The sequence below is a fragment of the Actinoallomurus acaciae genome, from assembly GCF_042429965.1.
Lineage (GTDB): Bacteria > Actinomycetota > Actinomycetes > Streptosporangiales > Streptosporangiaceae > Actinoallomurus > Actinoallomurus acaciae.
This window is the reverse complement of record NZ_JBHLZP010000004.1, coordinates 54850-77527: the sequence shown is the minus strand read 5'-3', so window position 1 is coordinate 77527 and position 22678 is coordinate 54850. Positions and strand designations below refer to the sequence as shown.

The following is a 22678-nucleotide window of genomic DNA, read 5'->3' as shown; positions in this document are numbered from 1 at the left end:
GTGCACCTGGCCCAGCCCCGCTGCGGAGCGGCGACCCCGGCGCCCGGCGCCAGCCGTACGCCGCGGCGCTGCGCACCGGCCCCGTCCAGCGAGCGGATCGCGACGGTGTACGACAGCACGCCGGACTTGTCGCGCTTCAGGTCCAGCACGTAGAAGTGCAGCCGGTTGGCCTGGTCGACGTACTCGTACTGGCTCCCCGAGTCGGCCCCGGCGTGGAACAGCGCGTCGGAGAGCTGCCGGTAGTCGCCGATCGTCATCTTCTGCGGGGTGCCGTTCGGCAGCACGAAGTCGACCTTGTCGATGTCCTCCGGGTGCGCGTCGATGACCCAGATGAACGGCGCCGCGTCGCGGTCCTTGGTCTTGGACAGCAGCACGCCGCTGTCCGGCGTGAACGAGTCGTAGCCCATCCGGTCGACGACCTCGACGGTGTAGTTGTCATACCCGCCGCCGTCGCAGAGCGGATCGGTCGAGACGTCACAGGCGGGGTCGTGGTCGCCGCCGTTCATCACCACGTTGACGCCCGCGAGCTCACCGGACTTCATCTGCACCTCACGCGCCTTGACCTTGGCCACCACGACGCCCGACTGGGCGAGGCCGGCACGGGACACGTTCAGCACGCCGGCCGGGTCGACGATGCCGAGCTTCATCTTCTCGCGGAGCATGTGCTGGGCGCCCATCGAACTGCCGGCGGTGGCCGGCACCAGCCAGCGGCTGTGCGGGCCGCCGGGCCCGTTGAACGTGCCCCGGCTGAGCATGTCCCACGGTCCGGAGTAGTCCCGCCGTGGCGGCACCGAGTACGGGTTGTTGTAGTTGTCGCCGATGCCGAGGATGTGGCTGAACTCGTGGGCGAAGGTGCCCATGCCCGAGCTCTCGGCCTGGATGGAGCTGCCCGAGGCGGCGTTCGGCCAGATGTTGGACGCGGCCTGCCAGGAGGTCCAGTCGACGTACCGGGTCTTGTTCCAGTTGGGCAGCGCCGGGTCCGGCGGTCCCCAGTCGTCGGTGACGTCCTCGCGGGTGTTGAACTTCATCTGCCCGAACTCCTGCCAGGTCGACGACTCGTCCTGGCCCGCGCTGAGGAAGAACACGAAGTCGTACTGCGCGGCGACGTCCGCGCCGACGTCCGCGATCCACGCGGCACGGGCGTCCGTGCGGAAGTCGCGGTTGCAGGTGTCGCCCGCCGGGCAGCCCATGGTTCCCTGGAAGCTGGACTCGACGCCGTACTCGTGGCTCTTGCCGGGCATCCGGTACGGGCCGAACGCGCCCAGGTCGATGCCGTAGCGGCCGCCGGAGTCCTCCATCCAGTACTCGTTGATGGTGTGCCCGCGGTTGAGGTCGCTCGGGGTGTTGAGGAAGTCCTGGTAGAACCGCGGCACCTGGTCGCGTGGCACGTCACTCACCGACGTGGGGTTGCCGTAGATCGTGGAGTTCTTCGGCCGGCTGATGACGAACGACACGTTGGGGTAGTCGACCAGGACGAGCGCGCCCTTGAAGTTCTTGATCGAGCCCTTCTCGGCGGGGTCGTTCCAGTGGGTGTTCGGGATCGCCTTGTAGTCGTCCCAGGTCATCGTGTCCGGCAGCTCGTAGTTCTGCGGGTCGATCGGACGCGGCGTGTTCGGCGCGACGGCGCGCTGCGCCTGGCTCCGCTGCCACGGCTGCGTCTGGGGCCACTGCCGCATCTGCCAGGGGTTGGCGGTCGGCTCGGGTCGGGGCGCGGCGGTCGCCGCCGCGGCGGAGGTCGCGGACAGCAAGGCCAGTGTCACGGCGAACACCGCGCACAGCGCCTCCCACCGGCGCCGGCGAGTCCTCACGGATCTACCCATGTGACGTCCTCTTTCATCGAGGCCAGGGGCGGTGCCGTTCCCGCGGGGAACACGAGGGGGTGGCAGGGGGCTCGGCGGACTCCGCGGCGGAACGGACGATCGATGATCTCCCGAGTGCCTCGTTCGCGCCAGAGACGATTTCCCGCCCCGGGCGCGTGGCACCCCACCTGCGGAGAGTCCGGCGACAAGGGTTAACGTCCAGGTGGGGGACCTGATCAGCGAGGAGGCACCGGATGACACCTCCGATGAGGGCGAGGACCGTGCCGGGCCGGGTGACCACCGGCGCGTACCTTCTGCACAGCGGGCTGGAGCACTGGAACGGAGGCGAGGAGCAGGCGTCCGGCCTCCACACGATGGCCTCGAACGCGTTCCCGTTCCTGAAGAGCGTCCCGCCGCGCCGGTTCCAGCGCCTGCTCTCGGCCGTGGAGATCGCCACGGGCACGGCGCTGCTCGCCCCGGTCGTCCCGCCGGCCCTGGCCGGCGCCGCCCTCACCGGCTTCTCCGCCGGCCTGGTCACCCTGTACGCGCGCACCCCCGCGCTCCGCAAGCCCGGCAGCATCTGGCCGAGCCAGGCGGGCATCGGCGTCAGCAAGGACGTGTGGATGCTGGGCATCGGCCTGGACCTGCTTGCCGGCGCGGTCGCCGACCGCCGGAGACGCTGACCGCTGGAGACGCTGACCTTTCCCGACGGCCGTCAGGCGGCCGGAAATGAGCGGTGTGGACCGGTATGCCGGTGCTACCGTACGGAAGCCGGCCGCGGGACTCCGGTGCGACTTCCGGAACCCGCCTGTTAAGCGATGATTCGCAGCTCGTGCCCCCACTCCCCGGCCGGCTTCATGCCTGAGGGGGGAATTCCGATCGAGACGGTGGCGGATCTGATCGCCGCGGACGACGTCCTGATGTTCGTCAACGCGGCGATCACCTCGACGGGCCAGCGCGAGTTCCACTCCGGCGCGGAGGAACAGAGCCTCTCGCTCGACTTCCTGCACCGCTACCTGCTCGTCAACTACCGCGACCTGTACGCGGCCACGCTGGCTCTCGACATCAACGACCACAACGCCGCGCTGATCGTGCGGAACCTCCTGGTCACGGCGGCCGAGACGGACGTGGAGCGACGGCGGTCCGAGGGCCGTCTCATCGCGCGGCGACTGGAACTGCTGCCGCCCCCGCGCGTGTACGCCCTGTTCCGCGAACTGCGCCGCGCGAAGGTCAACAACCGCCGTACCCGGGCGATCATGCGGGACTGGCTCGCCGCGCGCCCCGACCCGGCGTTCGACGCGGTCAAGTACCGCGGTGCCATGAAGGAGGCCGTACGCCACGCGCACCTGCGGCCGGACGGCGAACTCGGACCGTTCCTGTTCACCCTCCACCGGCCGTCCGTCTACCGGACGCCGATCCTGGAGTCCCGGCGGCGGGCCCCCTACGACCAGACCGCGCTCTACGACCTGCCGTACACCGTGGCGGAGGGGTTCGCGGCCAAGCACCGGATCCCGCGAGCCGTCTTCCTGGAGCGGATCGCACCCCGGCTCACCCGGCTGGAGCGGCTGCGCCTGCAGGCGTCCGCGCGAGAGCGCGGAGCCGGCGCCGTACGGGCGGACCTGACGACCATGCCGCTCACCCGTCTGGCCTCCTACGTGCTCGGCCTCTCTCTGGACGAGCGGGCGCGCCGCCGCGGCGAGCTGACCGGGGCGCTGCGCGCGTCCGCCCGGCGTACCGCCGGGGATCAGGCCGGGCGCTGGGGCCGGGTGGTCGCCGTCCTCGACGACAGCTTCTCGGCCTACGGGTCGGGCACCAAGCGCCGCCGCCCTCTCGCGGTCGCGCTCGCGTGCCACTTCCTGCTGGAGGCGCTCGCCGGCGACTACACGCCGCTGTGGCTGTCGGGCCGCGACGACGCGCTGCTGACCTACCCGTACGGCGCGACGCCGCTCGGCGAACGCATCCTCGACGGGCTCGACCGCGGCCCCGAGCGGCTCGTCATCGTCTCGGACGGTTGGGACAACGCGCCGCCGGGCCTGGCCGGAGAGGTGCTGCGGGTCTGGCGCACCCGGCTGGACCCCGGCCGCACCTGCGGCGTCGTGCACCTCAACCCCGTCTATGACGTCGACGACTTCGACGTACGGCGGCTGGCCCCCACCGTCCCGACCGCGGGCATCCGCGACGCCGAGGACCTGGCCGCCCTGATGGAGCTGGCCGGGTTCGCGGAGGGACGCACCGGGCTGCCCGCGCTCCGCGCCCACCTCGACCGCCGCGTCGCGGCCTTCCTCGGGGAGCACGAGTGATCGAGCTGACCGGCCTCACCACCCGTCCGGCGCAGGTCTGGGGCGGCGTACGGCTCGTTCCGCTGGTCCGCGAGACGCCGATCGAGGATCTGCGGCTCGACGTCCGGCTCTACGACGCCCACTTCGGCGTCGTCACGGTCGACCCGCGGAGCACCTATTACTCCTACATCCCTCACGGGTACGTGGCCACGTGGGATCACGCCCCGGCGGCGGCGTACGGGACCCAGCTCCTCGGCCCGGCCGAGCGGACGCGCACGCCCGACCGGATGACGTTGCGGTTCCACCGGCGCATGGCACGCCGCGTGGACAAGAACCGCCTGCGGTTCCTGCCGCTGCACCTGGCGCTGGAGGGATTCCTGGCGCTGCACTTCGGCGGACCGGAGATCGCGTGGGCGGAGTGGTCGCAGCGCGCGATCAGCCACGGGCTCTCGCCTCGCGTCGAGGAGGCCTACACCGGCGCGACGGTGCGAGGCCTGGACGACGCCCTCCGCGTCTTCGAGATCCACGCCGGCCAGTGCGGCCTGCTCGTGTACGTCGCGGACGCCCTCGCCTCCGCGTTCGTCGTACCGCACCCCGCCGACTACCGCGCCCTGCACGAGACTCTGCTCCTCGACCTGTACGGCGAGCTGATCTACCACTACGCGATGCTGAGCCTGCCGGTGCCCGACTTCCGCGCCCGCATCCCGGACGCGAACGTACGCTCGCTCGCGGACCTGCGCGCCGAGGCCACCCGGCAGCAGGAGGAGTGGACGGCCTTCCACGACGGCGTCATGGCGGGCGGACTGCTGGACGCGAGCTACACCTACGAACGCGTGTACGACCTGGGCCCGTACCGGCTGTCCCGCTTCCTGCCGCCGTTCGAACGACGACGCGACAACCACATCGGCGAAATGATCAACGACGAGAGCGGCCGGGTGGCGTACCTGAAGACGTTCCGGCTGTCGGAGAACCAGGTTCGCCGAGGCCACCTGCTGACCGTCCTCGCCGCGAACGCCTGGAGCCTGTCCGGCACCGCCGCCGCCCTCGGCGTGACCGAACCCGAACTCGGCCGCCGCATCGAGAACGCGGGCTTCGCCCACCTGCTCCGCCAGGACGTCCGCGACCGCTACCGCGCCCGCCGCCGCGCCGGCTGAGCATCCTTGCCCGGCACCGAGACCGCCGGGCAAGACGACCCGGAATGGAGCCCGTCCCAGTGCCTGCGTGCCTGCGGACCGCCTCGCCTCGGCGGGCGATTCCGCGAAGCCGTCCATGTCAGGTTTCTCGATGACCCCGTGGTGGGACGTACGTGACGACGCCGCAGTGGGAGATGGATCGTGTCGATAGCAGGCGAAGTCCGGCAACAGGTCGTCGGCGTGATGGAGCTCTCGGCGCAGGCGCGCGAGTCCGTCGAGGAGGCCGGCGAACTCCTCGACTCGGCGGCGCGGCGCCTGACCGACGCACTCACCGCCTCACGTGATCCTCAGGCGGCGGAGGCCCTGCGGTCGCTGCTTCTAGCGCAGGAACGCCTGGCCGAGATCACCGGGCTGTTCGGCTGGGTCGCGGGCGAGCTCCCCGTCTTCTTGAACCGCCTCGGCCAGGCGCCGAGCGTCCAGGCCGGCGAGCGCCCGGCGGTGACGACCTCGCACCGCCGGAGCGGGGAGAAGGGCAGCGCGGTCTCGCGGCCCGAGCGCCCGGAGGAGCCCGAGGCCCCGGAGGAGAGGCCGTTCATGGGCTGGTGGGGCACGAGGTCACGGGAGGTCGCCGACGCCGGTACGGCCGAAAGCGTCATCGGGGAGGCCGCGGACCGCCTCCTCGCCGGCGGGCCCCGTGGGGTCGCGATCCGCTTCGGCAAGGGCGAACGCGAGCAGGCGCCACTGCGGATCTACATCGACACGTCCGCGGGCCGGGCCGCCGTCTCCTGGCAGGGCAGCGCTGGCGTGGAGTCCGGCATCGACCCGGACGAGCCGCTGGTCGTCGAGGAACACCCGAAGCGCCCGCCGGTCACCATCCCGCCGGAGCGCGCCCGCGTCACCCCGGCGGCCGCGATCCGCGCCGCCCGCGAGTACGTCGAGACGGGACGACGACCGACCTGCCTGAGCTGGAACGACACGGAGCCACCGCCGTCCCGGGTGGAGGAGATCCGGTCCGGTGAGGCGCGCTAGCCTCTCCCGGGGTTCAGCGCTTCGGCCAGGAACGTACCGATGGCGGCGAACGAGCGTTCGTCGGCGGGTTGGTCGTAGGCGACGCCGTCCGAGCCCGGTGCCGCGTCCCGGTGGGTGAAGCCGTGCCGCGCGCGGCCGTAGACGGCGAGTTGCCAGTCGGCGTCGGCGTTGGTCATCTCCTCGGCGAAGGCCACCACGTCGTCCATGGGCACATGCGGGTCCACGGCACCGTGGCAGACGAGGATCTTCGCCTTGACGGCTCCGGTCCCGGCGGGCCGGGTGGTCGCGAGGCTGCCGTGCACGCTGACCGCGCCGGCGAGGTCGGCTCCCGACCGCGCGAGTGTCAGCGCGGCCATTCCGCCGAAGCAGAAACCGACGGCGGCTCGGCCCGCTCCGGTTTCGGGGCACTGGGCGAGGGCGTCGAGCCCGGCCTGAGCCCGCCGTACGAGACGGCCGGGGTCGTCGCGCATCGCCATGATCGTGGCGATGGTCCGCTCCCGGTCGCCCCTGACGCCTTCGCCGAACATGTCGCAGGCGAGTACGGCGTATCCCAGTTCCGCGTACCGTCGCGCCTGGTCACGGGCGTGGTCGTCGAGGCCGGCGCCGCCGTGAATGAGGAGGACGCCGGGCCGAGGGGTGTCGTGCGTCTCGTCCCGGAAGAACCGGCCGTGCAGCCGGACGTCTCCGTCGGCGTACGGCAGATCGCGGGCCACGATGGCGCTGGAAGTGGCTTTTGAGGGAGAATTCGACATACGGCGAAGATTAACACTTAAAAGCATCTATCTCGCTTTATCGTACCACAATTAATTCAATTCTGCTAGCAATTATTAATTGCGGTTCCGTCTCAATGAAGAAGGGGCGGACGCCATGCGCCCGCCCCTTCCGACTCGCGTCCTAGTGGTGGTGCGGCATACCGGCGCCACCGTGGTGGATCGGAGCGCTGGGCCGGTTCCAGCCGCCTCCTGAGTGGATCGGAGCGCCGGGCCGGTTCCAGCCCCCTCCCGGGTGGACCGGGCGGTTCCAGCCGCCGGGACGGACCGGGATGACCGGCCTGTTCCAGCCCGGACGGCCCGGCCTGGCCCACACGGGGCGGTGCAGCGCCATGCCCCGGTGGTACCAGCCGCCGATGTGGAAGAGCGGGACGGCCGGGCGGACCCAGGTCCCCTGGTACGGCGAGGCGACGTTCAAGACCTCGGCCACCGCGGCGTCATTGGGAACGCACTGCACCGGCACGTTGCCGGCCTCGGCGCTGTTGGCGGTGAGCTCGATGCCGCCGACGCTCAGCAGGTCGGTACCGCCGATGGCCGGCGCCCAGTCGCCGACCATTTCGCCGGCGAGCGCGCCCTGGGCCGGCACGGCCCCGCCGAACCCGGTGACCTGGAAGGTCGAGTGCTCCGCGCCCCGTACGTTGATCCATGCCGTCCCGCTCCAGGACGAGATGGGAAGCGGCGCCTGAAGGTTCAGGCTTGAGATGTGCAGGCGGAACCGGGCCGGGCCGCTGAACGTGGTCCCGGGCGAGGCGAGCCATCCGCTGAGGACGGCGGCGGTCTGGCCGAGGTTGCCGATGTTGCAGGTGAAGGCGGCGGTGAAGGCGGAGGCCTGGGCGGGCACCTGCCCCACGACGACGCCGAGACCCCCGACCGCGAGGGCCGTCGTGACGGTCACCGCGCGTCTGCCGAGCGACTTGATCATCTGAGCTCCTTGTAAGTATGTCTCGGAGACCGACGTCATCACCCGCCGAAGCGCGGTACGGCCACGCCGCAGGCCCTTTTGCCAGGTCCGATGACGATCAGTACCGCCCCATGGCCGAACCGGCGCCGTACGTGGCCGGCGGAATCAGCGCGCCCGCCCGCCGGTTGACGATGATCACCCCGGGAAGTCCGCGACTCGCGAGGAGACGACATGTCCCTTGATCAGCCCGATGCCGCCGCGCGAAGGTTCCTGTTCGTGCTGGGAAGCTCCCGTACGGAGGGCAACACCGAGGCGCTGGCCCGGCAGGCGGCGGCGCGGCTGCCCGCCGAGGTCGAACAGCGGTGGGTGCGGCTCGACGACCTGCCGCTGCCCGCGTTCGAGGACGTCCGGCACGCCGGCGGTCCCGGCTACGCCGAGCCGACCGGCAATCAGCGGCTTCTGCTGGACGCCACGGTCGAGGCGACCGACGTGGTGATCGCCTCCCCGCTCTACTGGTACAGCGTCTCGGCCGCCACCAAGCTCTACCTCGACTACTGGTCGCCGTGGTTGCGCGTCCCCGGCGTCGACTTCAAGGCCCGGATGAGGGGCCGGACCATGTGGGCGATCACAGTGATCAGTGAGGAGGACCCGGCCAAGGCCGATCCCCTCCTGGGCACTCTCCGGCTCACCGCCGACTACCTCGGCATGCGGTGGGGCGGCGAGCTGGTCGGGTACGCCAACCGGCCCGGCGACATCCTCGCCGACGCGGACGCGCTGGCGGCGGCGGAGGGGTTCTTCAGCCCCGTGAGCACCCGGCCGTCGGGGTGAACGCGCAGGTGAACCGGCATCGAGGCCGCTGGTCAACCCCGGAGCCCGGACCGTAACGTGGGTTCTAGCACGGCTGCAGGGGGGTGCAGTGATCGTGTCCGACACCACGACCCTCGGCGACCGGCTGAAGCTGCTCCGGCATGAGCGTTCCATGACCCGGGGAGAGCTGGCGGACCGGTCCGGGGTGAACACCGATGTGATCGAGAAGCTGGAGCACGGACGCCGGCAGACCGCCCGTGTCACCTGGCTGATGAGGCTCGCCGGCGCGCTGAGGACGGAGCTGTCCGGCCTGCTCGGCGGGGCCCGCCACGAGGACGGCGCCGTACGCGACGCCGTGACCGCGCCGGAGTCCACGCCCGGCATGGATCCGGACGACGCGGGCGAGGATCCCGACCTCGGCGAACTGCGCCATGCCGTCGACGGCGCGTGGCGCGCGTACTGGTCGGGCGACCTGCCGCGGGTGGCGACGCGGCTTCCGGGTCTGATCGGCGAGACGCGTCTCGCGTACCACGGCCTGGGCACGCGGGCGGCGTCGCCGCTCGCCGACGCGCATCATCTGGCCGCACGCCTGCTGTCCAGCCTGGGCGAGACCGACCTCGCGGCGCTGGCGGCGCAGGAGGCGATCCAGGCCGCCGAGAGCGGCGACGACCCGCTCCGATGGACGGCGCTGCACGGCTCGTACTGCTCGGCGCTCCTGCACCAGAACCTCATCCGGCTCTGTGAGGACCACGCCGTACGGATCGCCGAGGACACCGAGCCGCCGCTGGGCGCCGCCGAACTCCGCCGCCTGACGGTGTGGGGGAACCTGATCCTGACCGCGATGGCCGCCGCGGGCACGACCACGCGAGCGGGCGCGGTGAGCGACTACGTCGGCCTGGCCCGCTCGGCGGCGGGCCGCTTCGACCGCGAACACCTCGACTACCACGTGCGGTTCGGCCCGTCGGAGGTGGCGATGCACGCCACGCACGCGTACACGCTCCTGCGGGAGCCCGGCCTGGCCCTGCAGGCGGCCGGCACCGTGCGCCGGGAGGACCTCCCGCGCGCGATGTACGGCCGTCACCTGCTCGACGTGGCCCAGGCCCAGGCGCAGCTCATGGACCTCCGGGCGGCCGAGTCGACCCTGCAAGAGGCCGAGAGCCTGTCCCGCCGGTCGTTCTGCGACCACGGCCCCGCGTACGCCCTGGTCGGTGAGCTGGTCGAGGAGATGGCCCACGTCTCCCCCGACCTGCGCCGCATGGCACGAGAGGTCGCCCTCGAAGGCTAGTTTCCACGGACGCGGCCGATCGGCCCCGCGAGCGACGGAGACCACATGGTGAGATCATTGACAACCCGACGTTGCATGATCATGCATTAGTGTGCATACTTCTACTCATGTCCAAGGTGCTGACCTCTCTGCCTGTCGGCGAACGTGTCGGGATCGCCTTCTCCGGCGGCCTCGACACATCGGTAGCGGTCGCGTGGATGCGCGAGAAGGGTGCCGTGCCGTGCACCTATACCGCCGACATCGGGCAGTACGACGAGCCCGACATCGCCTCTGTGCCCGGGCGCGCCACCGCGTACGGCGCGGAGGTCGGCCGGCTGGTCGACTGCCGGGCGGCTCTCGTGGAGGAGGGCCTCGCGGCCCTGGCCTGCGGAGCGTTCCACATCCGCTCCGGCGGCCGCGCCTACTTCAACACCACCCCGCTCGGCCGGGCCGTCACGGGCACGCTGCTGGTCCGCGCGATGCTCGAGGACGACGTGCAGATCTGGGGTGACGGCTCGACCTTCAAGGGCAACGACATCGAGCGGTTCTACCGCTACGGCCTGCTCGCCAACCCCCTGCTGCGGGTCTACAAGCCGTGGCTCGACGCCGACTTCGTCAGCGAGCTCGGCGGCCGTACGGAGATGTCGGAGTGGCTGCTCGCCCGCGGCCTGCCCTACCGGGACAGCACGGCGAAGGCCTACTCCACCGACGCGAACATCTGGGGCGCGACCCACGAGGCCAAGGCGCTCGAACACCTCGACGCGGGCATCGAGATCGTCGAGCCGATCATGGGCGTGCGGTTCTGGGACCCCGCCGTCGAGATCCCCACCGAGGACGTCACGGTCGGCTTCGAGCAGGGGCGGCCGGTCACGATCAACGGCAAGGAGTTCTCCTCGGCCGTCGACCTGGTGCTGGAGGCCAACGCCATCGGCGGCCGGCACGGTATGGGCATGTCCGACCAGATCGAGAACCGCGTCATCGAGGCCAAGAGCCGGGGCGTCTACGAGGCCCCGGGCATGGCGTTGCTGCACGCGGCGTACGAGCGGCTGGTCAACGCGATCCACAACGAGGACACCCTCGCCAGCTACCACAACGAGGGCCGGCGGCTGGGCCGGCTGATGTACGAGGGCCGCTGGCTGGACCCGCAGGCGCTCATGCTGCGTGAGTCGCTGCAGCGCTGGGTCGGCACGGCGGTCACCGGCGAGGTGACCCTGCGGCTGCGGCGCGGCGAGGACTACTCCATCCTGGACACCTCCGGACCGGCGTTCAGCTACCACCCGGACAAGCTCTCCATGGAGCGCACCGAGGACTCCGCCTTCGGCCCGGTGGACCGCATCGGCCAGCTGACCATGCGCAACCTCGACATCGCCGACTCACGCGCCAAGCTCGAGCAGTACGCCGGACTCGGCATGGTCGGCAGCCAGCACCCGATGCTGATCGGCGCCGCCCAGGCGGCCTCGACGGGCCTGATCGGCGCGATGCCCAAGGGCGGTGCCGAGGCGATCGCCTCCCGCGGCGAGGTCCCGGGCGACGAGCTGCTCGACCACGCCGCCCTGGAGTCCGGCAACGACTGACCCCTCCCGCGAGGGCCACCGGGTTCCCGCGCCTCGGGGGCGCGGGAACCCGGGCATCGTCGGAGGGGGTCAGCCGACGGCGCCGCGGGCGCCGTCCGCCACAGTGATGCCCGAGGCGAACCTCACCATGGTCGTGACGTTCCAGTTGAGCGAGTGCGGCAACTGGACCAGGACGTTCAGCGGACTCCCCCCGGGGGCGCGCCGGCCGGTCTGGAAGATGAGAGTGACCGAGTAGCCCACGCCCTTGTGGCCGAAGAACCATCCCTTGTGCCCGTTGACCTCGACCGCCTGATCGCCGGACCTGGGGAACGGGTTGAGGTCGCCCGAGACCACGAGCTTGTCATCCCACGTGCCGCCCGTGGGCGTACCGGCCCGGTGCAGGACCAGGGTCATGTCGTCCGCGGACGCGACCTCCCAGCCCTGCGGGATCGTCCGGAGGGTGTAGCCCTTCGGCTGCGCACCCTCGTACGCGACCAGGGCGACGCTTCTCGTCGCCGAGGAGGCCGGGCCCGCGGCCGGAGTGGAGTGGTCCGCGGACGTGCCCGTCAGCAGGAGGGCACCGGCGACGCCCACGGCGACCACGCCGGTTCCCCCGGCGAGGGCGGAACGGCGGCGGCGCCGCACCAGCAGGGCGCGGCCGCGGGCGATGTCGGGCTCGGCGTCCGGCCAGGGGTGGGAGGTGCGGAGGTCCTGCGGGACGGCCTCGGACAGAAGGGAACGCACGTCGTTCATCAAGAATCCTTTCGGGCCGACTCGGCCGGCGCCGAGTCGACAGGTCGGCTGGGGACGGAGCGGATCAGGACGGCGCGGTGACCAGGGAGGCGCGCAGCCGGTCCAGGGCCTTGGCGTTCATGCTCTTGACCGTCCCCTTCGCGCAGCCCAGAGCCGAGGCGGTGTCCTCGATGCTGAGGTCGAGCTCGTGGCGGAGCACGACCACGGCCCGCATCCGCGGCGGCAGCTCCGCGAGCGCCCGGCGCACCGCTCCGCCGTCGAGCTGCCCGTCGACGTCGCCGAACGCGTCACCGGACACGGCCGCGTCGGGCACCTCGCCGGTCGCCTTCTCCCGCCGCCACCACGGTCGCCGCGTCTCGTCCAGGAACGCCGAGACGACCGCCCTGCGGGTGTACGCCTCGGCGCTCTCCCGGATCCGCGGCCAGGCGACGTACACCTTCGCCAGCGCCGTCTGGACGACGTCCTCGGCGAGGAACCGGTCGCCCGCCGTCAGCATGCAGGCGGTGCGGAGCAGACTCACCCGGCTCGCACCGACGAAATCCGAGAACTCACGGTCCCGGGCCGTTCGGATCATGTGTACCTCCTCACGGCCTAGACGGAACGCGACGGCGAAAAGGTTCTACGGCGGCGGCCCGGTCTCGTCGTCCCGGCCGGTGTAGCGCAGCCCGTCGAGCAGCAGGCGTACGACGGTGTGCGACTCGGCCTCCCAGCCGGGCTGGTCGTGGGAGGAGCAGATGCCGCCCATGGCCAGGAAGAAGGTGCGCGGCGCGATGTCGGCGCGGATCGCGCCGGCCTTCGCCGCGGCGGTCATGAGCGTGGCGATCGCTTCGACCATGTCCGTTCTGGCCTGCGCGAAGACCGCCGACCGGCCGTCCATGAGCGTCTGGAGGGCGACCGCCATGCCCCGGCTTTCGGCCGCGTGGGCGATGAGCTGCTCCAGGAACGCGCGGAGCGCCTCGTACGGCGTGAGCGTGGCGAGCAGGTGCGGCGCCGTGGCGCACAGGTCGTCCACGCGCTCGCGGTACACGGCCTCGATGAGGGCCTCGCGGGTCTCGAAGTGGCGGTAGAGCGTGCCGACACCGACGCCCGCCCGGCGGGCGATCTCCTCGATGCGCACGTTCACCTCGCCGGCGGTGAACGCCTCGCGCGCCGCGGTCAGGAGCGCGTTGCGGTTGCGCAGGGCGTGCGCGCGCAGCGGTCTGCCGGACGCCGCCGAGTCCGATGTGTCCATCCCGATCCTCCTCCGGTGCGCGTCGGTCCGGCCTGCGGCCCGAGCTTATCGGAATCAGATTCCGGTATGCTTGCCGGAATCTGATTCCGGTTTGTTGCCCAGTGAAGGAGGACCCGGCTCATGCACTACACGACCTTCGGCCGGCGCACCGGCCTGCGTGTCTCGGAGTACGCGCTCGGCACCGCCAACTTCGGCCCCGCGGCCACCGGCGCCGGACCGGAGCGATCACGGGAGATCTTCGAGACGTTCGCCGAGGCGGGCGGCACGTTCATCGACAGCGCCGACCGTTACCAGGGCGGGCAGGCCGAGACCCTGCTGGGCGAACTGCTCGGCCCCGACCGCGACCACTTCGTGCTCGCGACCAAATACACGTGCGGCGCCGCCGGCCACAACCGGGTCGGCGAGACCGGCAACAGCCGCAAGACCATGGTCCGTTCGCTGGAGGCGAGCCTGAAACGGCTGCGCACCGACTATGTCGACCTCTACTGGGTCCACCTGCCCGACGCCCTCACGCCGGTCGAGGAGATCGTCGCCGCCTTCGACGACCTGATCCGCGCCGGAAAGATCCTCCACGGCGGCCTGTCCAACTTCCCGGCATGGCGGATCGCGACCGCCGCGACGGTCGCCGAGCTACACGACCGGGCACCGATCATCGGCCTGCAGGCCGAGTACAGCCTCGCCGAACGCACCGGCGACCGCGAACTGCTGCCGATGGCCGAGGCGTTCGGCCTGGGCGCCGCCCTGTACTCCCCGCTGGCCGGAGGTCTGCTCACCGGCAAGTACCGACGCGGCGACGAGGGCCGCCTGACCACCCGGGGTGTCGGCGTACGCATCGAGGACGATGAACAGCGAACCGCCGTACTCGACGCCGTCCTCGCCGTCGCCGAGGAGAGCGGCGCCACCGCCGCGCAGGTGTCGGTGGCGTGGCTGCGCGGCCGCGCCGCCCGCGCCGCCACGCCTCTCATCCCGGTCATCGGCCCGCGAACACCCGCCCAGCTCGACGAGTACCTGAAGGCGCTCGACCTCGACCTGACCGACGAGCAGTACGACCGCCTCGACCGGGTCAGCGCCGTCGCGCTCGGCGTCCCGCACGAGTCGGCCAGGGCGGCGCTTCCCGCGATCCTCGGCGGCGACGCCGGTCGCATCCGGCGCCACCCCGTACCCGTAATCTGACCGTGCCCTCACGCCGGGCGGCGGGACCCGGCCGGGGAACGACGTTCGGCCCCGACGGAGGCCACCATGGACCGCAGGAACGGCGAGGCACGGCTCGACGCGCTCACCCACGTCCGCTGGATCGCGGGCGGGACGGGAGCGGGCAAGAGCACGGTGGCCGCGGCCTTGGCGCAGCGGTACGGCGTCCGGGTCTACGACGGCGACCGCGCCGAACACCGCTGGTCGGCACGCTGCACACCCGACCGCCACCCGCACATGCACGCGGCGTGGAACAGACCGCCGGGCTCGATGTGGGCGGACCGCTCGCCGCGGGAGATCTTCCAGGCCATGGCGAGCCTGCACGGAGAGACCGTCGGCTTCGTGGCCGAGGACCTCGCCGCCCTGCCGTCCGATCGCATCATCGTGGTCGACTATTTCGGTGTCCTGCCCGGCCATCTGGCACCGCTCCTGCACCGATCCGACCACGCGGCGTTCCTCGTCCCCACTCCCGAGTTCCGAGCGAGAGTTCTCGGGCGGCGCTACGCCGACCCGGCCCGCGCCCGTGCCAACTGGGGCGACCAGGACCTCGAGACCGTCCTGGCCAAACGCCTCGCCCGCGACACCCTCTGGGACGACGAGGTCCGCCTCCAGGCGGGAACCCACGGCCTGGAGGTCATCACGATCGACGGCCGCACCCCCATCGCCGACCTCACCCACCGACTGGCGAACCGATTCGGCCTGGAACCCGCCCGCCGATGACGCCGATGTGGGCGCGACGCCATCGGTGACCAGCCGGTACCTGCGGCATCTGGCGAGGCTTCGGACCGGCCCTGGACGCGCCGCCGGACATGGATCGCCGGGAGCGCCGGAGTCGGTTCGACGGCGGTGCTCATGATGTGCTCGGCCAGGTCGCTCTCGGTCGGCGTGCTCACCATGCCGGCGACCTCCTCGTCGGTGGTGGTCGGCCAGCACGCGCCGCGCGGCCCCGTACGGCCAGGGTCGCGCCGCCTCTCCGGGCGCCATGTCCTCCAGCCGCCGCCAAGCGGGCAGGAACGTCTCGGCCAGAATGTCCGCGGCGTTATGAGCGTTGTCGGCGCGCCGCAGGACGTACCCGAGGACCGGGTCATGACAGGCCGCGTGGACCTGCTCGAAGATTCGGCGTCGCGTTTTCGGCCAGGGGTACGGCCGTCGGCGGAAAGAAGGTGGTGGCGGCCAGGTTCTCCACGCGTCCCGCGCCCGAGGGCGGAAGCGTCTTCGACGGGTCGGGCTGTCGGAGAGAACGGGGGTACGGCGGGCCCTCGCCGGACGGCATCGTGCCTGCTCAGCACTATTGTTCGGGTTGTTCGACCGGTAGTATCCAGTTCCTGCCGTTATGAGTGTTTTGTCGGGATGGCGGCGATCTAGTTGGGACGGAGGTGCCGGTGTCCCTGACCGAAGCGCTACGGGCGGGTGCTCCGCAGGCGTTCGGCGCGCTCTACGACGAGCACGCCGGAGCGGTCTACGCCTACTGCTATGTCATGGTCGGCGACGAGGCGGGGGACGCGCTGCGCGACGTCTTCGTCCAGATCGCACGTCATCCGGACGCCGTACCGGGTGACGACACGGAGTTGGCGGTGTGGCTGCACTCACTCGCCCGGGCCGAGTGCGTACGGCGTGGCGCCTTCGTGCGCGGCGTCGTGGCGACGACGTCGACCGACCCACTGCGACGGGCGCTGGCCCTCCTGAGCCCCGAATACCGCGAGATCCTGGCACTGTCGAACACTCTCGACCCGGCGGAGACCGCCCAGGTCCTCGGCGTGGCGCCGGACACCGCCGAGCCCCTCGTACGGGAGGCTCAGTGGCGCTTGGAGCAGGCCGCCGCCTCGGTGAACGACCGGGAGACGCGAGACGCCGCCCCCCTCGCCGCACTGAGCGGCGAGGCCCTGCGTCGGCTGGTGACACTCGGCTACGAACCTCCGGCAGGACAACGGGAGCAGGTGCTGTCCTCGTGCGCGGCGGCTCGACGCGAGCGAGGCGGTGCGGCGGTGTTCGACACCGACGGGACGCCACTCCCACCGGAGGCGTTCTCCGCGCAGGCCGACGATGCCACCCACCAGTTCCCGAAGATCTCCCCGGACGAGCCGGCCACCGCGCCGCTGCGGCGGGTCGACGCGACCTCCGCGGATACGCGACCAGATCAGCCCGAACCCGGCGAATCCCGACCCGCCGATCCCTCGCCCGCCGGTCTCTCACCCGCTGAGCCCACGCCTGCCGAGTCCACGCCGCCTGAGTCCACGCCGCCTGAGTCCACGCGGCCCGAGCCCATGCCACCCGAGCCCACGCGGCCCGAGCCCGTGTACTCCGAGCCTGGGTTCGCCGAGCTCGGGTTCACCGAGCCCGTGTACTCCGAAGCCGGGTTCGCCGATCCCGCATCGGTCGCCCTGGAGTCCGTGGGTGCGGGGCCGGGCGAGGACTGGAACGCGAGTACCGGCGAGCAGCCACCGCCCGGCCGCGGCACGCACGCCAAGCGGAGAGATCCGGCTCTACGGCGGCGGATCATCCCCGTCGTGGGCGTCGTGGCCTGCGTCGCCGCGGCGACGGGCGTGGCCCTCGCATGGTCCGGCTCCCACGACGCGAACCGGACCAGCGCGATCGTGCACCAGACCGCGCGCCCGAGCCGCCCGATCCAGCCGGCGCCGTCGGGTGACCAGATGTCCTCGCCCCGGGAGGCCAGCGCGGACCCGGACGCGTCGCCGACCGGTACCACCACATCCACGCACTCGGCGTCCCCGCACAGCAGCGTCTCGGCCGGTAACTCGGGCTCGGCAACTCCGAGCAGCAGCGCCTGCACCCCCACACCCACCAGTACGGCGTCCCCGAGCAGCAGCCCCTCCGCCAGCGACTCGGCCTCCCCCACCCCGACCAGCAGCCCCTCCACACCCACCCCGAGCAGCAGCTCTTCTGCCAGCGAGTCGGCCTCCGCAACCTCCACTCCGAAGCCCAGCCGGAGCCCGAGGCCCCACCGGACCCCCAAGCCGCACCGGACCCCGAAGCCGCACCGGACCCCGTCGGCCGGGCCGACCTCTCCCGCGAGGCCGACCGCGTCTGCGGAACCGACCTCCTCCGCCAGGCCGACCACACGCCCCGACAGGCCGAGGCCGTATCGCACCGCCGCGCCCGGCAACGGGACGGCAGGACGTCGCGACCCCGACCGGGCGTGCGACGGAACCTCCCAGTGTGCTCGGCCGCGCCCTCGGCACCCCGACGGCGGCAGTGCCGACCGACCAGGCTTCCCGGTGGCTCCGGACGGCCGACACAACCCCCAGCGGTAACACCCGCCAACACAACCAGCCGCCGCACTACCCGCCCTCGACACGGCCACCCTCAGGAACCGAGACGAAGAATCGCAGTGAAACGCTGATCGGCACGGTCGAGCTGACCAGTGATGTGGCGCTTGATCCGATCCGGCAGCGGAGTGTCGCGGCGGTTGATGAGTTCCTTGAGCTCCGGTACGAGCGGGCGGTACTTCGAGGCGAGCTTGCGGAGCTTCGGCCCGGTGGTGTGGACGAGCCCGACTCCGTTGTCGGTGAAGTCGGACACCTTGATGATCCGGGCGGTCGGGTGGCGGTCCAGGCTGGCGATGACGTGGGCGCGGTACTGGGCGTGGACGTCGCGCGTGCGGTCGTACTCCGGGTTCGTCACGGCGTGGACGAGGCCGGCGACGCGCGGGCCGAACTCCTCCGACAGGACCTCCAGGGCCGCCGCCGAAGGATCGTCGTGACCGTCGCCCGCCAGCTCGGCGGGGTGGTCCTCGACGGAGTCGTGCAGGAGGGCGGCGACGAGGACGTCGACGTCGTGGACCTCGTAGTGGCACAGCACGCGCAGTGTCACCCGGAGCAGATGGTTGACGACCGGTTCGCGGGCCCTGCGGTCCTGCCGGTGCAGGTCGCTCGCCAGGGCCAGCGCCCTGTTGAGGCGGCGCCAGTCGTGCTCTTCGAACCGTTCGACTTCGCGGGAGAACCGGTCGCGCAGGCCGGCCTCGCCGTAGACCTCGGTGATCGTGTGCAGTGGCAGCGTCTCCAGGTAGCTGGGCACCGTGCTCCTCTCCCACGGTGGCGCGCTCCCCGCCTGGGAGCGGTCACCCCTCCCGTGTGGAAATGGGACGTCGTGGGAGATCGCCGGGTTCCGAAGGGCCGCGCCGGTACGGTGCCCGCCACCCGCGACGGCGACGGCGGTCTCGTCGCGAACCCGGCCAGGCGGCCCGTGAGGACTCCGGCGCAGGGGTACGTTCCCAGGAAAAGAACTTTCCGGGTCCGGCGCCCCAGAGCGAACATGCGCTGAATGGCGAACCCCGGTGCGCGAATTGGCGACCGGGGATCGACGAACCCTCTTACCCTCGGCGGGTGTTCGGCGCTTGATCGAGCGGGCGGCACGGGGAGGTTTCAGGGGACGTGGCACCGAATTCGGATCACAATCTCGGCCGGCCCAGCACGTGGCCGTGGGGGAAATCCAAAGACGGGGAGATCGAGTTCGACCCCAGCCCCATACGTACCGTCATCAACGCCCTGAAGGTCGACCGGGCACGCTATGACAAGGGCGACGGGAACCTCAAGGACCTGCAGAACAGGGGTGACGTGACCGACGCCAAGGCGGTCGGTGGCGGCCTCGACGACAAGACCGGATACCCCGCCGGAAGAATACTCGCGACTTACCTGAAGAACGCTCAAGGGTATATCGCGCCGAAGAACGGCTCCGGGTCCTACGCGAATTTCCTGCAGTCCTACGACGCGGTGATCAAGACTCTCAACGACTCGGTCACCAACTACAACGAGGCCGAGGACGCGAGCCTCATCGACGTCGGCACCGGCACGGGAACGGCGGGGCAGCCGGCGAACGCCGGAGCGGGCGTGACGCCGACCGAGACGTCGTTCCAGGTCGCCGATCCCGCGTGCACGAGTCCCACGGGGCACTGGGCCGGAGAGCTCGAGGACTTCAGGGATCTGGCGAAGAGCGTCGATCCGGGCGCCGTACGGGCGGCGAGCAAGGCCTGGCTGGGCGCCCAGTCGAAGCTCATGGACTCGTGGGACGTGCTCTACGCCCAGGGCTCCGCTCTCTCCGACGCGTGGAAGGGCAAGGCCGGCAACGCGATGCAGCAGAGCATGAAGAATCTCTACTTCAGCAGCTGCGCCCTGGCCGACGCGACGGGCCAGGTGGGCGTCGCGGTCGAGTCCCACGCCGGAGACCTCGACGAACTCGTCAAGCAGGCCGGCGCGATAAAGCAGACGGCACGAAACGACTGGCAGCACTTCAAGGACGGTTTTCTCGGCAACAACTGGGGCATGGGCCCGTTTCTGATCGGAGACCGCAAGACCGACTCCGAAAAGCACTACAACGCCGCGCTCAAGAAGGCTCGTGACTGGATGAACGCCACAGGCGAGCATGCGCATGACGGCCTGGCGCGTTCGACGACGGACTACGTCCTTCCCGAGCTGCCGACGAAGGTCGAGTTCACGCTCCCGCACCCTTCGGGCGGCTCCTCCGACCCGTACTACACCGACGATCCCACCGGCCTGAACGACCAGGGCGTCAATGGCGCCGCGTTCAACGACGGCCTCCACTACCCGGGGACGAACGGCCCGTCCGGCACCGATCTGTCGGGCGTGAACGGTGACGACCCCCTGGACGGAAACGGGACCGGGACCGGGAACGCGAACGGGACCGGCACGGACCTGGCGGGGACGGACGGCAGCCGCCTGCCGAACGGTCTCGGCGGCACTGGTACCGGCTTCCCCGGCGGCGGCCTGCCGTACGTCGCGAGCGACGGCGGCAAGGGGGTCACGCCGAACTCCGGTCTGGGCAACGCGCTCAACACCCCGGATGCGGCCGAGGCGGCGGCTCTGCGCAACGCCGCGGCCCGGGGCATGTCCGGGATGCCGATGCCGATGGGCGCGGCCGGAGGCCGGGACAAGGACAGGGAACGGCAGCGCTCGACGTACATCGTCGAGGACGAGTCCACGTTCGCCCCGGACGACGACGTGGCTCCGCCTCTGATCGGCTGAGCCCACACGAGGCCCGTCCCGCCCCCACACGAGGCCCGTCCCGCCCCCACACGAGGTCCGTCCCGCCCCCACGCGAAGCCCGTCCCGCCGTACGGTCCGTACGTCGTCATCCCTCCCACACGAGATGATGCGCGGACGGGCCGAGGCCGGGGCGTGGTCAATCGACCCGGCCGGAGGGTGTAGGCCTAGAGGAAAGCCTTCCGGGAGGGACGAGTCGACGGTGAGTGAAAACGTGTCCGATGGCGTGACGGGCTTCGCGGACCTTGGGTTGTGTCCGGAGTTGCTGAACGCGCTGTCCGGTCTGGGCTATGAGGAGCCCACACCCATCCAGCGTGAGGCGATTCCGCCGTTGCTGGCGGGGCGGGATCTCATCGGACAGGCCGCCACGGGCACGGGAAAGACGGCGGCGTTCGCGCTGCCGGTGCTGCAGCAGTTGTCCGGCGACGGCGGGCGCTCCGCGCCGGCGGCCCTGGTCCTGGTGCCCACGCGGGAGCTGGCCGTACAGGTGTCCCAGGCGTTTCACCGCTACGGCCGCGGGCTGGGCGTGCGCGTCCTGCCCATCTACGGCGGGCAACCGATCGGCTGGCAGATGAAGGCCCTCGAACGCGGGGTCGACGTCGTGGTCGCCACCCCTGGGCGGGCGCTCGACCACATCGGCCGTGGCACGCTCCGCCCCCAGGAGGTGGAGGCGGTCGTGCTGGACGAGGCGGACGAGATGCTCGACATGGGTTTCGCCGAGGACATCGAGGAGATCCTGCGGGCGACCCCCGACGATCGCCGGACGGTGCTGTTCTCCGCGACACTGCCCCCTCGCATCAAGGGGCTCACCGGCCGATACCTCCGCGACCCGGTCCAGATCCAGATCGGCCGCGAGGAGGCGCCTCCCGGCGAGGCCCCGCTCGTACGGCAGAACGCGTACGTGGTGGCACGGGCGCACAAGCCGGCGGCGCTCGGACGCCTGCTGGACGTGGAGGCTCCCACGGCCGCGATCGTCTTCTGCCGCACGCGTGAGGAGGTCGACCAGCTGGCGGAGACCCTCAACGGACGCGGCTACCGCGCCGAGGCACTGCACGGCGGCATGAGCCAGGACCAGCGCGACCGCGTCATGGGACGGCTGCGCAGCGGCACGGCGGAACTCCTCATCGCCACCGACGTGGCCGCACGCGGGCTCGACGTCGAGCAGCTCACCCATGTCGTCAACTACAACGTGCCCTCCGCGCCCGAGTCGTACGTGCACCGCATCGGCCGGGTGGGCCGCGCCGGGCGCGAGGGCGTGGCCATCACCCTGGCCGAGCCGCGTGAGCACCGGATGCTCAAGACGATCGAGCGCGTGACCAAGCAGCGCATCCCGGTGGAGAAGATCCCGACGGTCGCCGACCTGCGCGCGCGGCGTCTGGAGCTGACCCGGGCCGCGCTGCAGGAGAGCCTCATGGAGGACGACCTGTCGCACTTCCTGGCCGTGGTCGAGCCGCTCGCCGAGGAGTTCGACGTCATGGAGGTGGCGCTCGCCGCGGTGAAGCTGGCGTACGAGTCCAGCGGGGCGGCGGCCGACGAGGAGGAGATCCCGCAGATCGCCCCGAAGACCGACCGGGAGGGACGAGACCGCCGAGGCGCCGGGGCGCGACGCGACCGGCGCGGGGGCACCCCCGCCCAGGGCATGACGCGCCTGTTCGTCGGCCTCGGGCGCCGTGCGGCGGTCCGGCCGCAGGACCTGGTCGGCGCGATCACCGGTGAGTCGGACCTGGCCGGGCGCGACATCGGGGCGATCGAGATCGCCGACCGGTTCTCTCTGGTCGAGGTCCCGGAGGCCGCGGCGGACAAGGTGATCAAGGCCTTGCGACGCACCACGATCAAGGGGAGGAAGCCGACGATCCGCCGGGAGCGCGACACGACGGAGAGGCGTCCACGGTGAGGTGAGGCCGTCGTCGTCGGTGGCGTGAGCGTCTTTTCCCCGGCCGGGCGGACGAGA

At 71.4% G+C, this 22678-nt stretch carries 19 protein-coding genes and 1 pseudogene; 12 read left to right on the top strand and 8 right to left on the bottom strand.

The window, feature by feature from the left end; all coding sequences use genetic code 11:
• Positions 1–1820: M6 family metalloprotease domain-containing protein (locus ACFFNX_RS01815; RefSeq protein ID WP_378193984.1), on the bottom strand; the 1820-nt coding region annotated here is incomplete at its 3' end.
• 233 nt (positions 1821–2053) lie between these two features.
• Between ACFFNX_RS01815 and ACFFNX_RS01810 the strand changes: the two genes are divergently transcribed.
• From ACFFNX_RS01810 to ACFFNX_RS01795, 4 genes are all read left to right on the top strand, one after another.
• Positions 2054–2482, top strand: coding sequence for a hypothetical protein (locus ACFFNX_RS01810; protein WP_378193981.1), 429 nt, complete (start codon positions 2054–2056; stop codon positions 2480–2482).
• Positions 2483–2686: 204 nt separating this feature from the next.
• Positions 2687–4099 carry a hypothetical protein gene (locus ACFFNX_RS01805; RefSeq protein WP_378193978.1) on the top strand — a complete coding sequence of 471 codons (1413 nt, stop codon included), beginning with the start codon at positions 2687–2689 and terminating at the stop codon, positions 4097–4099.
• A complete protein-coding gene (locus ACFFNX_RS01800; RefSeq protein WP_378193976.1) occupies positions 4096–5232 on the top strand; it encodes an ARPP-2 domain-containing protein in 1137 nt (378 codons plus the stop codon). The genes ACFFNX_RS01805 and ACFFNX_RS01800 overlap by 4 nt, the downstream gene beginning before the upstream one ends.
• Positions 5233–5412: 180 nt before the next feature.
• Complete coding sequence (locus tag ACFFNX_RS01795) at positions 5413–6240, top strand: Imm1 family immunity protein (protein WP_378193973.1); 828 nt, start codon at positions 5413–5415, stop codon at positions 6238–6240.
• Here ACFFNX_RS01795 and ACFFNX_RS01790 read toward each other — a convergent pair.
• Both ACFFNX_RS01790 and ACFFNX_RS01785 read right to left on the bottom strand, forming a co-directional pair.
• Positions 6237–6953: a dienelactone hydrolase family protein gene (locus ACFFNX_RS01790; protein WP_378193970.1), complete on the bottom strand. Its 717-nt coding sequence runs from the start codon at positions 6951–6953 to the stop codon at positions 6237–6239. The genes ACFFNX_RS01795 and ACFFNX_RS01790 overlap by 4 nt on opposite strands.
• Before the next feature lie 181 nt (positions 6954–7134).
• Complete coding sequence (locus ACFFNX_RS01785; RefSeq protein WP_378193967.1) at positions 7135–7932, bottom strand: hypothetical protein; 798 nt, start codon at positions 7930–7932, stop codon at positions 7135–7137.
• 210 nt (positions 7933–8142) lie between these two features.
• Here ACFFNX_RS01785 and ACFFNX_RS01780 point away from each other — a divergent pair, with 210 nt between their 5' ends.
• The 3 genes from ACFFNX_RS01780 (at position 8143) to argG (ending at position 11556) form a co-directional block, all read left to right on the top strand.
• Positions 8143–8739 (top strand): flavodoxin family protein, encoded by a 597-nt coding sequence (locus ACFFNX_RS01780; RefSeq protein WP_378193964.1) that lies wholly within the window; start codon positions 8143–8145, stop codon positions 8737–8739.
• A 94-nt stretch (positions 8740–8833) separates the two neighbouring features.
• Positions 8834–10003 (top strand): helix-turn-helix domain-containing protein, encoded by a 1170-nt coding sequence (locus ACFFNX_RS01775; protein WP_378193961.1) that lies wholly within the window; start codon positions 8834–8836, stop codon positions 10001–10003.
• A 107-nt stretch (positions 10004–10110) separates the two neighbouring features.
• Positions 10111–11556 carry an argininosuccinate synthase gene (gene argG, locus ACFFNX_RS01770; protein WP_378193958.1) on the top strand — a complete coding sequence of 482 codons (1446 nt, stop codon included), beginning with the start codon at positions 10111–10113 and terminating at the stop codon, positions 11554–11556.
• 69 nt (positions 11557–11625) lie between these two features.
• Here the strand turns inward: argG and ACFFNX_RS01765 are convergent, their stop codons facing one another.
• The 3 genes from ACFFNX_RS01765 to ACFFNX_RS01755 all read right to left on the bottom strand — a co-directional run bounded on the left by ACFFNX_RS01765 (position 11626) and on the right by ACFFNX_RS01755 (position 13519).
• Positions 11626–12288 (bottom strand): hypothetical protein, encoded by a 663-nt coding sequence (locus ACFFNX_RS01765; protein ID WP_378193955.1) that lies wholly within the window; start codon positions 12286–12288, stop codon positions 11626–11628.
• Positions 12289–12352: 64 nt separating this feature from the next.
• Entirely contained in the window at positions 12353–12862 is a 510-nt protein-coding gene (locus ACFFNX_RS01760) for a SigE family RNA polymerase sigma factor (RefSeq protein ID WP_378193952.1), read from the bottom strand.
• Positions 12863–12907: 45 nt separating this feature from the next.
• Entirely contained in the window at positions 12908–13519 is a 612-nt protein-coding gene (locus ACFFNX_RS01755; protein ID WP_378193950.1) for a TetR/AcrR family transcriptional regulator, read from the bottom strand.
• Positions 13520–13639: 120 nt separating this feature from the next.
• Here ACFFNX_RS01755 and ACFFNX_RS01750 point away from each other — a divergent pair, with 120 nt between their 5' ends.
• Positions 13640–14692, top strand: coding sequence for an aldo/keto reductase (locus ACFFNX_RS01750; protein WP_378193947.1), 1053 nt, complete (start codon positions 13640–13642; stop codon positions 14690–14692).
• Between the two features lie 66 nt (positions 14693–14758).
• A complete protein-coding gene (locus ACFFNX_RS01745; protein WP_378193944.1) occupies positions 14759–15430 on the top strand; it encodes a hypothetical protein in 672 nt (223 codons plus the stop codon).
• Positions 15431–15622: 192 nt separating this feature from the next.
• Here ACFFNX_RS01745 and ACFFNX_RS01740 read toward each other — a convergent pair.
• Positions 15623–15826, bottom strand: a pseudogene (locus ACFFNX_RS01740) (RNA polymerase sigma factor); the annotation flags it as partial.
• 266 nt (positions 15827–16092) lie between these two features.
• Between ACFFNX_RS01740 and ACFFNX_RS01735 the strand changes: the two are divergent.
• Positions 16093–17982, top strand: a complete 1890-nt coding sequence (locus ACFFNX_RS01735) for an RNA polymerase sigma factor (RefSeq protein WP_378193941.1) — start codon at positions 16093–16095, stop codon at positions 17980–17982.
• 52 nt (positions 17983–18034) lie between these two features.
• Here ACFFNX_RS01735 and ACFFNX_RS01730 read toward each other — a convergent pair whose 3' ends face one another.
• Positions 18035–18745 (bottom strand): HD domain-containing protein, encoded by a 711-nt coding sequence (locus ACFFNX_RS01730; RefSeq protein WP_378193938.1) that lies wholly within the window; start codon positions 18743–18745, stop codon positions 18035–18037.
• A gap of 356 nt (positions 18746–19101) precedes the next feature.
• Here ACFFNX_RS01730 and ACFFNX_RS01725 point away from each other — a divergent pair, with 356 nt between their 5' ends.
• Positions 19102–20709 carry a WXG100 family type VII secretion target gene (locus ACFFNX_RS01725; RefSeq protein ID WP_378193935.1) on the top strand — a complete coding sequence of 536 codons (1608 nt, stop codon included), beginning with the start codon at positions 19102–19104 and terminating at the stop codon, positions 20707–20709.
• A 220-nt stretch (positions 20710–20929) separates the two neighbouring features.
• Complete coding sequence (locus ACFFNX_RS01720) at positions 20930–22621, top strand: DEAD/DEAH box helicase (RefSeq protein ID WP_378193932.1); 1692 nt, start codon at positions 20930–20932, stop codon at positions 22619–22621.
• Positions 22622–22678 lie beyond the last annotated feature (57 nt).